The organism is Kitasatospora sp. NPDC059088, assembly GCF_042738155.1.
GTDB lineage: Bacteria > Actinomycetota > Actinomycetes > Streptomycetales > Streptomycetaceae > Kitasatospora.
Genome location: NZ_JBHYGR010000124.1, coordinates 9,193 through 21,948, shown reverse-complemented (window position 1 = coordinate 21,948; position 12,756 = coordinate 9,193). Strand labels below are relative to the sequence as shown.

At 76.2% G+C, this 12,756-nt stretch carries 12 protein-coding genes and 1 riboswitch; of the genes, 4 read left to right on the top strand and 8 right to left on the bottom strand.

Annotation, left to right across the window (positions count from 1 at the left end):
• Positions 1 to 143: 143 nt before the first annotated feature.
• Positions 144 to 1,328 carry a tetratricopeptide repeat protein gene (locus tag ACFWXO_RS36355; protein ID WP_380529481.1) on the bottom strand — a complete coding sequence of 395 codons (1,185 nt, stop codon included), beginning with the start codon at positions 1,326 to 1,328 and terminating at the stop codon, positions 144 to 146.
• A gap of 132 nt (positions 1,329 to 1,460) precedes the next feature.
• Here ACFWXO_RS36355 and ACFWXO_RS36350 point away from each other — a divergent pair, with 132 nt between their 5' ends.
• The gene (locus ACFWXO_RS36350; protein WP_380529479.1) at positions 1,461 to 1,922 is read left to right on the top strand and encodes a hypothetical protein; all 462 of its coding nucleotides are present in this window, start codon (positions 1,461 to 1,463) and stop codon (positions 1,920 to 1,922) included.
• Between the two features lie 25 nt (positions 1,923 to 1,947).
• Here the strand turns inward: ACFWXO_RS36350 and ACFWXO_RS36345 are convergent, their stop codons facing one another.
• The 7 genes from ACFWXO_RS36345 to ACFWXO_RS36315 all read right to left on the bottom strand — a co-directional run bounded on the left by ACFWXO_RS36345 (position 1,948) and on the right by ACFWXO_RS36315 (position 9,138).
• On the bottom strand, positions 1,948 to 2,601 hold the full coding sequence (locus ACFWXO_RS36345; protein ID WP_380529477.1) for a hypothetical protein: 654 nt from the start codon (positions 2,599 to 2,601) through the stop codon (positions 1,948 to 1,950).
• 37 nt (positions 2,602 to 2,638) lie between these two features.
• Positions 2,639 to 3,475 (bottom strand): ECF transporter S component, encoded by an 837-nt coding sequence (locus tag ACFWXO_RS36340; RefSeq protein ID WP_380529475.1) that lies wholly within the window; start codon positions 3,473 to 3,475, stop codon positions 2,639 to 2,641.
• On the bottom strand, positions 3,472 to 5,073 hold the full coding sequence (locus ACFWXO_RS36335; RefSeq protein ID WP_380529473.1) for an ABC transporter ATP-binding protein: 1,602 nt from the start codon (positions 5,071 to 5,073) through the stop codon (positions 3,472 to 3,474). The genes ACFWXO_RS36340 and ACFWXO_RS36335 overlap by 4 nt, the downstream gene beginning before the upstream one ends.
• Positions 5,070 to 6,185 carry an energy-coupling factor transporter transmembrane protein EcfT gene (locus ACFWXO_RS36330; protein ID WP_380529471.1) on the bottom strand — a complete coding sequence of 372 codons (1,116 nt, stop codon included), beginning with the start codon at positions 6,183 to 6,185 and terminating at the stop codon, positions 5,070 to 5,072. Before ACFWXO_RS36330 ends, ACFWXO_RS36335 begins: the two co-directional genes overlap by 4 nt.
• Before the next feature lie 43 nt (positions 6,186 to 6,228).
• Positions 6,229 to 6,930, bottom strand: a complete 702-nt coding sequence (locus ACFWXO_RS36325; protein WP_380529469.1) for an SCO2322 family protein — start codon at positions 6,928 to 6,930, stop codon at positions 6,229 to 6,231.
• The gene (locus ACFWXO_RS36320) at positions 6,930 to 8,186 is read right to left on the bottom strand and encodes a prenyltransferase/squalene oxidase repeat-containing protein (protein WP_375887931.1); all 1,257 of its coding nucleotides are present in this window, start codon (positions 8,184 to 8,186) and stop codon (positions 6,930 to 6,932) included. The genes ACFWXO_RS36325 and ACFWXO_RS36320 overlap by 1 nt, the downstream gene beginning before the upstream one ends.
• A gap of 110 nt (positions 8,187 to 8,296) precedes the next feature.
• Positions 8,297 to 8,378: riboswitch (cobalamin riboswitch) on the bottom strand.
• 139 nt (positions 8,379 to 8,517) lie between these two features.
• Positions 8,518 to 9,138, bottom strand: a complete 621-nt coding sequence (locus ACFWXO_RS36315; RefSeq protein WP_380529467.1) for a TetR family transcriptional regulator — start codon at positions 9,136 to 9,138, stop codon at positions 8,518 to 8,520.
• Positions 9,139 to 9,400: 262 nt separating this feature from the next.
• Between ACFWXO_RS36315 and ACFWXO_RS36310 the strand changes: the two genes are divergently transcribed.
• From ACFWXO_RS36310 to ACFWXO_RS36300, 3 genes are all read left to right on the top strand, one after another.
• Complete coding sequence (locus ACFWXO_RS36310) at positions 9,401 to 10,711, top strand: glycosyltransferase family 4 protein (protein WP_380529465.1); 1,311 nt, start codon at positions 9,401 to 9,403, stop codon at positions 10,709 to 10,711.
• Positions 10,712 to 10,809: 98 nt separating this feature from the next.
• Positions 10,810 to 11,562, top strand: a complete 753-nt coding sequence (locus ACFWXO_RS36305; RefSeq protein WP_380529463.1) for a class I SAM-dependent methyltransferase — start codon at positions 10,810 to 10,812, stop codon at positions 11,560 to 11,562.
• A complete protein-coding gene (locus ACFWXO_RS36300) occupies positions 11,559 to 12,620 on the top strand; it encodes a prenyltransferase (RefSeq protein ID WP_375887942.1) in 1,062 nt (353 codons plus the stop codon). The genes ACFWXO_RS36305 and ACFWXO_RS36300 overlap by 4 nt, the downstream gene beginning before the upstream one ends.
• Positions 12,621 to 12,756: the final 136 nt, after the last annotated feature.

Sequence of the window (12,756 nt, the reverse complement as noted above, 5' to 3'; positions counted from 1 at the left end):
CGCCCGGCGCCCCCCCCCCGGCGGGCGGGGGGCGGGCGGGGGGGGGGGGGGCGCGCGGGGGGGGGGCGCGGGGGGCGGGCCCCCCCCCCCCCCCCCCCCCGGGGGGGGCGCGCGGCGGTGTCGCGGCGGGGGCTGGGGCGGGGTCAGCCCAGTTCGGCCAGGGCCTGCTGCGCCGCCCGCGTCCTCGGGTGGCCCTCGCCGAAGTGCTCCTGCCAAGCGGCGGCGTTGGTCCGGAGGACCTCGCGGGCCTCCGGCAGGCGGCCCTGGGCGGCGAGGACCCGGCCCCGGAGCGTGCCGACCTCCAGGGCGCGGTGGTGGTTCGGCCCGAGCGTGCGCCGGCAGAGCTCCGAGGACTTCTCCAGGGACGGCGCCGCGTCCTGCCCCAGCCCGAGCAGGGTGACCGCCGCGACGAGGTGGAGCGCGGCCTCCAGTTCCTCCTCGCCGACGGGGTCCGGCGTGGTGTGTTCGAGCGCGGGGCGGAGCGCCGACAGCGCTTCGTCGTGGCGGCCCTGCGCGTTCAGGGCGCGGGCCAGGCCGAGCCGGGCGGTGAGGAGGAAGCGGGCGTCCAGGCCCGCGATGCCCGCCGCGTGTCCGACGGCGGTGCGGGCCTCGGCCTCGGCCTCGACCGCCCGGCCGCGGGCCGTCAGCGAGAGCACCAGGGCGTTCCGCGCGGCCATCCCGAGCAGCACGCCACCGGGACCGCCCGAGGCCGCGACGTCCATCAGCGCCCGGGCCTGCGCCTCGGCCTCCTGGAAGCGGCCCAGGTAGACGAGTGCCTGGGTCCGGTCGGACCGGGCCTTGAGCGCCTGGGGACTGCCCCCGCCCGCGGTGGCGGTGGCGGCCGCCTCCAGCTCCGTCCAGCGCGTGACCGCCTCGGCGTGGCGGCCGAGCGTGCTGAGTGCCGCAGCCTCGATCGCCAGCGCGGCGCGGGTGTACTCGACGTCGGCCCGACCGGTGAGTTCCAGGAGGAGGGCCGCCTCGGCCCGCGCCTCCTCGGCCCGTCCCGTCCGCACCTGGACCTGGGCGAGCCCCAGCCGGGCCCAGCGGACGAGCTCGCCCCGGGCGGTCGGGTCGGGCGCCAGCCGCAGCACCTCGCGCAGCTCGGCCTCCGCCTCGGCATGACGCTGGAGGCCGCCGAGTGCGCGCGCCCACACCACCCGGCTCGCCAGGGTGGTGGCATCGTCCGGGCCGAAGACCTTCGAGCGGATGCGGACCGCCTCGCGCGCCACGGGCTCCGCGTCCCGCGCGCGCCCCCGGTTGAGCAGGCGGATGCCCTCCCGGTGCAGCTCCTGCGCCTTGGAGTCCCGCCAGTGCTGGATCAGTCCCACGTCGTACCCCCTCCGTCGATCACGACCGGGCGATGGTAGCGGGGCGCCGGGGCGTCGCCCCGGGGTGGTGCGGTCCTGGCCCCCCGGGCACCGCCCGCCGGGTCCCGCGAGGGGGTGGGTAGATTCTCGATCATGAGAACGACAACGGGGGACGGTCGGCCGGTGCGGGCGGCGCTCGACCGCCTGGGATCGGCAGACCCGACGGCGGAGCGCTCCCGCACGCTCCTGGGCGGGGCGCTGATCGCCGTCTCGGTCCTGCTCTTCGCCTGGATCCTGGTCCTCGGGTCGGCCACCCGAGGGCAGGCCGAGGTCAGGAACTGGTCCACGGTGTGGATCGGCATGGACGTCCTCCAGGTCGCCGGCCTGATCGCCACCGCCAGGCTGCTCGTCCGGCGCTCACGCCTGACCGCCCTGGCCGCCGCCGCAGCCGCCACCCTGCTCCTCCTCGACGCCTGGTTCGACGTGATGACCGCCGAGGGCGGCGGCGCCTGGTACACCGCCCTCGCGATGGCGTTCCTCGTCGAACTCCCGGCCGCGCTCGGGCTCGCCGCCCTGGCCCGGTCCGCCCTGGACTGGGGAGCTCCGGACCGCTGAGTGCCACCGGCGCAGGTCGGGAGGACTACCAGGTGAAGAAGTCGACCAGTTCCTCGGCGGGCGGCAGCGGCGCCGCCGCCGGGAGGGGGCGGATCTGGACGAAGGCGTGCTCGAACTGGGAGTACGAGAAGGGGTCCAGGCCCGGGGCCACCACCAGGGCGTTGTCGCCGCGGCGCCAGACGCGGTAGCGCCGGACGCTGCCGGAGTGCGGTCGCCGTTCGTGGCTGACGTCGTGGTCGGGCGGGCCGAGCAGGGTGGTGAACCGGGCGGCGGCGGCGTCCAGTTGCTCGGTGAAGGTGTCGGTCTCCTGGTCGGTGCTGCTCCGCCAGCCGGGGAGGGTGCCCCAGAAGTCCTCGGCCATCCCGCCGTCGGGGTGCACGTAGTACTCGTAGGCGAAGGGCAGGAAGAGGCAGTCGTCGCCGTACGCGAGGTGGCCCGCCGGTGTGCAGGCCTTCTCGTTCAGCTCGCCGAGGTGGTCGCCGGTCGAGTGCCAGCCGGCGTCGGTCATCGCGCGTTCGCCGACGTCGCCGTCCGTCCAGTCGAGGTCCGCCATCGCCACCAGCCGGGCGGCCAGTTCGGGGTCGACGGGGCAGTACGCGGTGATCCAGGGATCGTCGTCCTGGTCGGTGTCGGTCTCGGTGTCGGAGTCGGCCTCGTAGCCGGGGGATTCTGCGGACACTGGGGTGGACTCCCGTTCTGGCGGACGCTTCGAACGGTCACCCTAGCGGCGGTCGGAAGTCGACGGGGGCGTCGAAGGCCGCCCGGCGGGTGGTGCGGCGCAGGGCGCGCAGGACGGGGGTGCCGAGGGTGAGGCAGAGCACGACGGTGAGGGCGGCGCGCGGGAGGTCCCAGCCCAGGGAGGTGGTGAGGCAGTAGGCGGCGAAGCGGACCAGGTTGGCGGACAGCGGGTCGCCGGGGTGGAAGGAGATGGAGCCGGCCAGGCCGCCGATGTACGGCCAGCCCTGGAGGTTCATGATCGTGCCGTACAGGACGGCGGAGACGGCGCCGTACCCCGCGAGCAGCAGCAGTTCGAGGCGGCCGCGCAGCGCGGCCGGGCCGGGCAGCAGGCCCGCGCCGAGGCAGACCCAGCCCATGGCGAGCATCTGGAACGGCAGCCACGGTCCGACCCCGCCGGTGAGCAGCGCGGAGGCGAACATCGACAGCGAGCCGAGGACGAAGCCGAAGCCGGGGCCGAGGACCCGCCCCGACAGCACCATCAGGAAGAACATCGGCTCCAGGCCCGCCGTCCCCGCCCCCAGCGGCCGCAGCGCGGCGCCGGCCGCCGCCAGCACCCCCAGCAGGGCGACGGACTTGGCGTCCAGGCCCGGCGCCCCGCCGCCCGCCGTACGGCCTTCGGAGATCTGCGCGATGACGACGGCCAGCAGCAGCGGCAGCAGCAGGGCGAACAGCCACGGCGCGTCGGCGGAGTGGCCGACCAGGGCCGATCCGGTGGAGGCGAGCAGCGGCCAGCCGAAGGCCGTCACGCCGACCAGGGAGACCAGGGACAGTGCCGCGACGGAGCGGCGGCCGAGCGGTACGGGTCGGCTGCTCATGCGTTCAGTGCCTCCGCGACCTGCCGGACGGTGAGCCACGGTCCGGGCGCCAGCACCTTGGCGACCTGCGGCGCGAAGGCGGGGGAGGAGACCACCACCTCCGCGGTCGGGCCGTCGGCGACGATCTCGCCCTCGGCCAGGATCAGGGTGCGGTGGGCGAGTTCGGCGGCGAGCTCGACGTCGTGGGTGGCCAGCAGGACTGCGTGCCCCTCGGCCGCGAGCCCGCGCAGGATCTCGACCAGCCGGGCCTTGGCGGCGTAGTCCAGGCCGCGGGTCGGCTCGTCCAGGAGCAGCAGCGGGGGCCTGGCGGTGAGGACGACGGCGAGGGCGAGGGTGAGCCGCTGGCCCTCGGAGAGGTCCCGGGGGTGGGCGGTGCCGTCGATGCCGGGCAGCAGTCGCCCGACCAGGGTGCGGCAGGTGCCCGCGGCGGCCCCGGCGTCCGCGTCCGCGGCGGCGCACTCGGCGGCGACGCTCTCCCCGTAGAGCAGGTCGCGCGGGTCCTGGGGGACGAGGCCGACCTGCCGGATCAGTTCGGCGGGGCGGGTGCGGTGCGGGGTGCGGCCGCCGACGGTGACGCGGCCGGAGTCGGGGGCGTGCAGGCCGACCAGGCTGCCGAGCAGGGTGGACTTGCCGGCGCCGTTGCGGCCCATCAGGGCGGCGATCTCGCCGGGGCGCAGCGTCAGGTCGACCCCGCGCAGGGCCTGGACCGGGCCGCGCCGTACGGCCAGGCGGGCGCAGTCGGCGATCGGAGCGGCGTCGGGAACGGTGACGGCGCCGGGCGCGCGCCCGTCCAGGTCGGCGCGCAGCGCGGCGGCCTTGCGCCGGGCGTCCCGGACGGACAGCGGCAGCGGCCGCCAGCCGACGAGCCGGCCGAGGCCGACCACCGGCGGGTGCACGGGGGAGTGCGCCATCACCTCGGCGGGTTCGCCCAGGACGGGCGGTCCGCCGGGGGTCAGCAGCAGCACCTGGTCGGCGTACTGGACGACCCGCTCCAGCCGGTGTTCGGCCATCAGCACGGTGGTGCCCAGGTCGTGCACCAGTCGTTGCAGCACGGCCAGCACCTCCTCGGCGGCGCCCGGGTCGAGTGCCGAGGTGGGCTCGTCCAGGACCAGGACGCGCGGGTGCACGGTGAGCACCGAGCCGATCGCGACGCGCTGCTGCTGGCCGCCGGAGAGCGAGCCCAGGGCGCGGTCGCGCAGGTCGGCGAGGCCGAGCAGGTCGAGGGTCTCCTCGACCCGGCGCCGCATCACGTCGCCGGGCAGGCCCAGCGACTCCATGCCGTAGGCGAGTTCGTCCTCGACGGTGTCGGTGACGAAGTGCGCCGCCGGGTCCTGGCCCACGGTGCCGACCAGGTCGGCGAGTTCGCGCGGCCGGTGTTCGCGGGTGTCCCGGCCGCCGACGGTGACCCGGCCGTGCAGCACCCCGCCGGTGAAGTGCGGCACCAGGCCGCTGACGGTGCCCAGCAGGGTGGACTTGCCGGAGCCCGAGGGGCCCACCAGCAGGCAGAGTTCGCCCTCGGGCACGGTGAGGTCGACGCCCGCCAGCGCCGGGGCGGCGGAGTCCGTGTACCGGACGGAGACCTGCTCGAAGGTGATCACGATGCCCTCCGGGGCGGGGTCGGGGCGGCGAAGGCCGGTACCAGGCCGAGGAGTACGGCCAGGACGGCGGCCAGCGGCAGCTCGGGGACGGTCGGCGGGACGACGGTGGGGGCGAAGGCGGCCGGATCCCGTGTCCCGAGGTAGCTGAACAGGGCGGCGGCGGCGACCCCGGACCCGGCGGTCAGCCACTCCGGCAGCGCCCACGGGTCGGGCCGGTAGCGGGATCTGACGGACCGTCGGTTACCGAGCAGCAGTCCGGTGAAGGCGGCGGCCAGGCCCAGCAGCAGCACCGGCGGCGCCCAGCCGGCGCCCCCGGCGGTCAGCAGTCCGTACGCGGCCAGGCAGACCCCGAGCAGCCCGGCCAGGGTGAGCGCGGCCGTCACCCGGGCCAGTCGGCGCGGCACGTCGGCGGTGCGGCCGAAGCCGCGGGTGTCCATCGCCGCGGCCAGGGCGATCGAGCGCTCCAACGCGCCCTCCAGGACGGGGAGTCCGACGCTCAGCACGGCCGCGACGCCCTGGTCGCTGCGGCCGCGCAGGCGGCGGGCGGCGCGCAGCCGGCGTACGTCGGCGACCAGGTTCGGCGCGAAGGTCATCGCCACCACCACGGCCACGCCCGCCTCGTAGAGCGCGCCGGGCAGGGCGCGCAGCAGCCGGGCGGGGCTGGCCAGCGAGTTGGCGGCGCCGACGCAGACCAGCAGGGTGGCCAGCCGCAGCCCGTCGTACAGTGCCGCGAGCACGCCTTCGAGGGTGACCCGCCCGCCGATCCGCACCCCCTGCGCCCAGGCGGGGAGCGGGACTTCGGGCAGGCCGAACAGCGTGTGGGTGCCGGGGACGGGGGAGCCGAGCAGCACCGCGAAGGCCAGCCGGATGCCGAGCACCAGCAGTCCGAGGCGCAGGAACGCCCCGTACGAACGCGACCAGGGCGCGTCGCCGCGGCGCGCCGCGACCACGTACCCGGCGGTCGCGGCGAGCAGCAGCAGGAGCACCGGGTTGGTGGTGCGGGTCGCCGCCGCGCCGAGCCCGAGTGCCCACAACCACCAGGCCCCGGGGTGCAGTTGGCGCGGTCCGACGGGCGGGCGGGTGCTGCGGGTGCTGCGGGTGGTGCTGCTCACGGATCTGTCCTGGGAACGGGGTCGGGGCGTGTCACGGCACGCCTCAGGAGTGACGGCGGCGGCGCGCCTGCCAGACGGCGCCACCGGCGAGGACGGCGACCAGCGCGCCGCCGGCGGCCAGGCCGAGGTCCGGGCCGCTGCCGCTGTTGCCACTACTGCCGCCGTCGGCGCCGGCCTTGGGCTGGGCGGCGCCCGCGTCCACCTGGTCGCCGCAACCGGCCCCCGGGTAGCCGGCGATGGCGCACAGCATCCCGTTGGACTCGTAGCGCAGCGGCGGGGCGACGGCGGCCAGCACCTCGGCCGAGGTGGCGCGCGGTGCGACGCTCGCGCAGGCGGTCCGCGACCCGGACGGCGCGGCGGTGGACGCTCCGGCGTCCTGGGCCGTGCCGAAGTCCAGTACCACGGCGACCCGCTTGCGGCCGTCCTGGGCGGGGGTGGCGGCGCAGATCCCGTCGAACCCGGACGCCGTGCGCGGCCGGGCGGCGTCCTGTCCGCCGTCCGGGCTGAGGGCGAACCGCCAGCCGTCCACCGAGCCGTCCGGCGGCACGGAGATCGCGGGCCCCTGCTGCTGGTACGTCCAGGCCCCGCCGTCGGCCCCGCGCCAGAACGACCAGTACCGGTACCCGGCGGCCTGCGCCGGGGTGGCGCAGGCCAGCAGCACCAGGGTGCCGAGCAGGGCGAGCAGCAGGGCGGCCGGTGCCCGCCGGGGGCCGCGGCCCCCGGCGACGTCACGCTGCGCCCGCATCAGAGCTTCGGGTTGCGCTTGCGCTGGAGGCTGAGCAGCAGCCCGCCGCCGACGCCGATCAGGAGGCCGACGATGATCAGCCAGAACTGCCCGATGCCGTCGCTCTTCTTCTTCGCCGGGGTGGCGGTGGTCGAGGCGGCCTCGGCCTTGGGCGCCGGGCCGAGGGCGGTGAGCTGGCCGGTGAGGGCGGCGTCGCCGCGGTGGGTGGCCTGGCCGACCAGCAGGAGGGTGGCGGTGGCGGCGGCGTCGGTGCCGTTCTTGGTCCAGGTGGCGCCCTGCCCCTCCAGCCAGTCGACGGCGTCGGTGGCCTCGTCGGGGTGGCCGCTCTGGACGAGGGCGAGGGCGGCCCAGGCGGTGGCGGTGTAGTCGGGCTTGGGCTCGGCGCCGGGGGTGGTGAGGGTGAGGTGCCCGTCGCCGGAGCCGAGCTGGGCGGCGAGGTAGGCGCTGACGGCCTCGCCGGCCTCGGCGTGCGGCACGGTGGCGGGCGCGGAGCCGTCGGCGCAGGCGAGGGGCTTGGCGGTGGCGTCGGCGTGCACCGAGGAGGCGACCGGCAGGTGCCCGCCGGCGGCGGCGAGGGCGGCCTGGGCGGTGGCGAGGGTGTTGGGGGCGAGGGTGCCGGCGGCCGGGTCGGGCTGGAAGGCGAAGGCGCCGCGCTGGTCGGCGGGGGCGGCGCAGCCGAGCTGGAAGCGGGCGAGGCCGTCGAAGGCGTTCTTCCCGGCGGCGCCGCCGGTGCCGGGCTTGGCGATGCTCGCCGGGTCGGTCCGGGCGGCGAACAGCGCGTTGACGACGAGGCCGGTGGAGTTGGCGTCGCCGGGGTTGCCGGGGTTGTAGGCCCAGCTGCCGTCGGCGTTCTGGTTGGCCTTGAGCCACTGGAGGCCCTTGTCGACGGCGGGCTGGTGCCCGCCGACGGCGACCAGGGCCTGGAGGGCGACGGCGGTGGCGTTGCTGTCCTCGGTCTTGGGGTCGCAGGCCGCGCCGGGGGCCCGGTAGGAGGGCCAGCCGCCGTCCTCGCACTGCTGTCCGGTGAGCCAGTCGACGGCGGAGTCGGCGGGGGTGACCTTGGCCGCCGTCAGCGCGGTGAGCGCGAGGGACTGCCGCCAGACGCCGTCGTACGTCGGGTCGCTCTTGCCGTACAGGCCGTCCGGGGTGGCGGCGGCCGTGGGCGACGGGCTGTCGGCGAGGGCCGGTCCGGCGGCGAGGCCGGCGAGCAGCGCGGCGGACAGGGCGGCGGCGCCCAGGCGGGCGGCGGTCAGCATGGTGCGGTGTGCCTTTCGGTGAGCGGTGGCGGGCCCCGGCGGGGGCCGTTCCGTAGTCCTCGACGGGTGCCGGGCGGGTGCGGGTGCCCGGCGCCGCTCGTCCCTCCCCGGGTGCCCCGGCTCGCCCGGGGCGCCGGGGGGCGCGGTCGGGCTCACGGTTGCGGGTCAGCGCCGGATTCGCACCGGCTTCCCCCGGGGGAGGAGCGGGATGGAGTTGTGCTGCCCGTCGACTCTAACCGCCGGGCCGCGGCGCGCGGGTCGGCCGGAGCGGCGGGGAGCTGGAACAGGTTCCAGTAATCGCCCCCGGTGGCCGTCCCGCCGGCCGGGGCGGTCAGGGCAGTGCGAGCAGCCGGGCCGCGGTGTGCAGGTCGGCCCGGACCTCGGCGATCGAGGCGCGCCCGGAGAGCCAGGCGACCAGGGCCGAGTGCCAGGTGTGCTCGATCACCCGGACGGCCGCGCGCTGGCCCTCGCTGGGCGGGCCGGACTGCCCGATCGCGTCCAGGATGAGCTGTCCGGTGGCGGCGCTGACCTGGTCCACCTCGGTGCCGACCGAGCGGTCCGCGAAGCTGAGCGCCCGGACCATCGCCTCGGCCAGCAGCGGCTCGCGCTGGAGCGCGTGGAAGGCCCGGGTGAGGGCGTCGGCGACCCGCAGGGCAGGCTCCGGCTCGGTCGGCGGGTGCCGCCGGATGTGCTCCTGGAGCCCCTGGAGCTGCTCCAGCATGACCGCGACCAGCAGGTGGACCTTGGACGGGAAGTACCGGTACAGCGTCCCGAGGGCGACCTGGGCGCTCTCCGCGACCTCCCGCATCTGCACCGCCTCGTACCCGCCGCGGGCGGCCAGCGCGGTGGCGGCGCGCAGGATGCGGCGGCGCCGCTCGGCCTGGCGCGCGGACAGCGGCGGCTCGCCCGGTGCGGGGGAGGCGGGGCTCACGGACGTGGTCGGCGACGGCAAGGGTGCTCCCGGGGGCGCGTGGGTGGCGGCGTGCTCCAGAAAGGTCGACCCGAAGGCGACCCGCGGTCGGTCGGGCCCGGCGTGGCGGGAATCACCAGCCCTGGCTCCTGAGCGAAAGCTACGGGCCGGTATCTTCGAGGTCTCTCATTGTTCACACGGTCGATGACGAGTTCCACAGCCACTGAAACCTGATCTACTTTAGCGACCGGTGCCACCGTTGGGCGCCGCTCGCACCGATAGCAGCCAGAGATGAGGGCCGAGGATGACCGCGCAGCCGCTGCGGATTGCCCTGCTGTCATACCGCGGGGACCCGTTCTGCGGCGGTCAGGGCGTGTACGTACGGCACCTCTCCCGGGAGCTGGCGCGGCTCGGCCACCACGTGGACGTGATCGGCGCCCAGCCCTACCCCGTGCTGGACGAGGTCGAGGGCCCCGGCTCGGTCCGCCTGGTCGAGCTGCCCAGCCTGGACCTCTACCGCGCCGACGACCCCTTCCGCACCCCCGCCCGCGGCGAGTTCCGCGGCCCGGTGGACGTGCTGGAGTTCGCCACCATGCGCACCGGCGGCTTCCCCGAACCGCTCACCTTCTCGCTGCGCGCCCGGCAGTACCTGGCCCGGCACAAGGGCCGCTACGACGTGGTGCACGACAACCAGACCCTCGGCTACGGCCTGCTCGGCCTGGCCCGGCACGGCTTCCCGCTGGTCACCACGATCCACCACCCGATCACCGTGGACCGGCAGTTGGAGCTGGACGCGGCCACCACCCGGGGCAAGCGGCTGTCGCTGCGCCGCTGGTACGCCTTCACCCGGATGCAGCGCCGGGTCGCGGCCCGGCTGGACCACGTGATCACCGTCTCCGGCACCTCGCAGCGCGAGATCGCCGAGCACCTGGGCGCCGCCCCCGGCGCGATCTCGGTGGTGCCGATCGGCGCCGACACCCGGCTCTGGTCGCCCTCGGCGCGGATCGAGCGGGTCCCGGGCCGGATCGTCACCACCTCCAGCGCGGACGTGCCGCTCAAGGGCCTGGTGTTCCTGGTCGAGGCGCTGGCCAAGGTCCGCACCGAGCGGGACGCCCACCTGGTGGTGGTCGGCAAGCCGCAGAAGGAGGACGGGCCGGTGGCCGAGGCGGTGCGCCGCTTCGGGCTGGCGGAGCACATCGAGTTCCGCACCGGGCTGAGCGACCGCGAGCTGGTCGACCTGTACCGCTCGGCCGAGGTCGCCTGCGTCCCGTCGCTGTACGAGGGCTTCTCGCTGCCCGCCGCCGAGGCGATGGCCACCGGCACCCCGCTGGTGGCGACCACCGGCGGGGCGATCCCCGAGGTGGCCGGGCCGGACGGCGGGACCAGCCTGGCGGCGCCGCCGGGGGACGCGGGCGCCCTGGCCGCCGCGCTCGGCCGGCTGCTGGACGACCCGGAGCTGCGCGCCGAGCTCGGCGCGGCCGGCCGCGAGCGGGTGCTGGCCCGGTTCACCTGGGAGCGGGCCGCCGAGCTGACCGCCGAGGCCTACCGCGCGGCGATCGCCACCGGCGTCGGCGCCCGGGCCCGCTCCGGGCCGGGCTGGCGGTACGTGCCCTGAGGGGCGGGCTCGTGAGCGAGCCGCTCCGGGGGTTGAGGCGAGTGTGACCTGACGAAGCGTCAAGAACGCTTGGTGGCAATAGAAATGGGAGCCCTGCAGTGCTGACCGTCGATTTCTCGCGCTTCCCGCTCGCCCCCGGCGACCGGGTGCTCGACCTGGGCTGCGGCGGGGGCCGGCACGCGTTCGAGTGCTACCGCCGCGGCGCCAACGTGATCGCCCTCGACCAGAACGCCGAGGAGATCGCCGAGGTCAAGAAGTGGTTCGCGGCGATGGAGCTGGCCGGCGAGGCCCCCGAGGGCGCGTCGGCGGTCGCGATGGAGGGCAACGCGCTGGCGCTGCCGTTCGAGGACGACTACTTCGACAAGATCATCATCTCCGAGGTGATGGAGCACATACCCGATGACAAGGGCGTGCTCGACGAGATGTTCCGGGTCCTCAAGCCGGGCGGCCTGATCGCCGTCACCGTGCCGCGCTGGCTGCCGGAGAAGATCTGCTGGGCGCTGTCCGACGAGTACCACGAGGTCGAGGGCGGCCACATCCGGATCTACCGGGGCGACGAGCTGCTCGGCAAGCTCAAGGACGCCGGCCTGGAGCCGTACGGCACCCACCACGCGCACGCCCTGCACTCGCCGTACTGGTGGATCAAGTGCGCGGTCGGCGTGGACAACGACAAGGCGCTGCCGGTCAAGGCCTACCACCAGCTGCTGGTCTGGGACATCGTCGGCACCCCGGTGATCAGCTCGATCACCAAGGCCGCCGAGAAGGCGCTCAACCCGCTCATCGGCAAGAGCTTCGTCGCCTACGCCTCCAAGCCGAACAAGGTCGAGCGCGCGCCGGGCGGGGCGGAGTGACCGCCGCCGTCCCCGAGGTGCTGCTGCTCGACGGGGTGCTGGACGCCGAGCAGGCGGCCGACACCGTGCGCAGCATCCTGGCCGAGCAGCGCCCCGACGGTGCCATCCCCTGGTTCGCGGGCCACCACCTCGACCCCTGGGACCACACCGAGGCCGCGATGGCCCTGGACACCGCCGGGGAGCACGCCGCCGCCGAGGCCGCCTACCGCTGGCTCGCCTCCCGGCAGAACCCCGACGGCTCCTGGTACGCCGCGTACACCGACGGCACGGTCACCGACCGTGCCAAGGAGAGCAACTTCTGCGCGTACATCGCGGTCGGGGTCTGGCACCACCACCTCAGCACCGGCGACGACGCCTTCCTGGAGTGGATCTGGCCGGTGGTCCGGCGGGCGCTGGACTTCATCGTCGGCCTGCGGCTGCCCGGCGGCCCGATCGCCTGGCGGGTCGGCGAGGACGGCGCGGCCACCGAGGAGGCGCTGCTGACCGGCTCGTCCAGCATCCTGCACGCGCTGCGCTGCGGGCTGGCCGTCGCCGACTACCTGGAGGAGCCGCAGCCCGACTGGGAGCTCGCGGCCGGCCGGCTGCGGCACGCCATCGCCCACCACCCCGAGCGGTTCCTCGACAAGGACCGCTACTCGATGGACTGGTACTACCCGGTGCTCGGCACCGGCCTGCGCGGCGACGCGGCGGTGGCGCGGATCGAGCGGGACTGGGAGCGCTTCGTCGTCCCCGGCCTCGGCGTGCGCTGCGTCAGCGACCGCCCGTGGGTGACCGGCGGCGAGAGCGCCGAACTGGCGCTCGCGCTCTGGGCGATCGGCCAGTCCGACCGCGCGGTGGACATCCTGCGCTGGATCCAGCGGCACCTGCGGCACGAGGACGGCTCGTACTGGACCGGGTACGTCTTCGAGGACGACGCGATCTGGCCCGAGGAGCGCACCACCTGGACGGCCGGGGCGCTGCTGCTCGCGGTCGCCGCGCTCGGCGGGGACCCGGCGACCGTCGCGGTCTTCGGCGGGGACCAGCTGCCCGCCGGGCTGGTGGTCCAGGACTGCTGCTGAGGGCCTCCCGGCCCCGGGGACACGGAAGGGGCGGGACCGGTGATCCGGTCCCCCCCCCCCGACCGGGCCGGGCGCGGGGCGCGCGCCCCCCCCCGCGGCAGCCCCCCGGGGGGGGCGCGGGGGGGGGGCGCCCCCC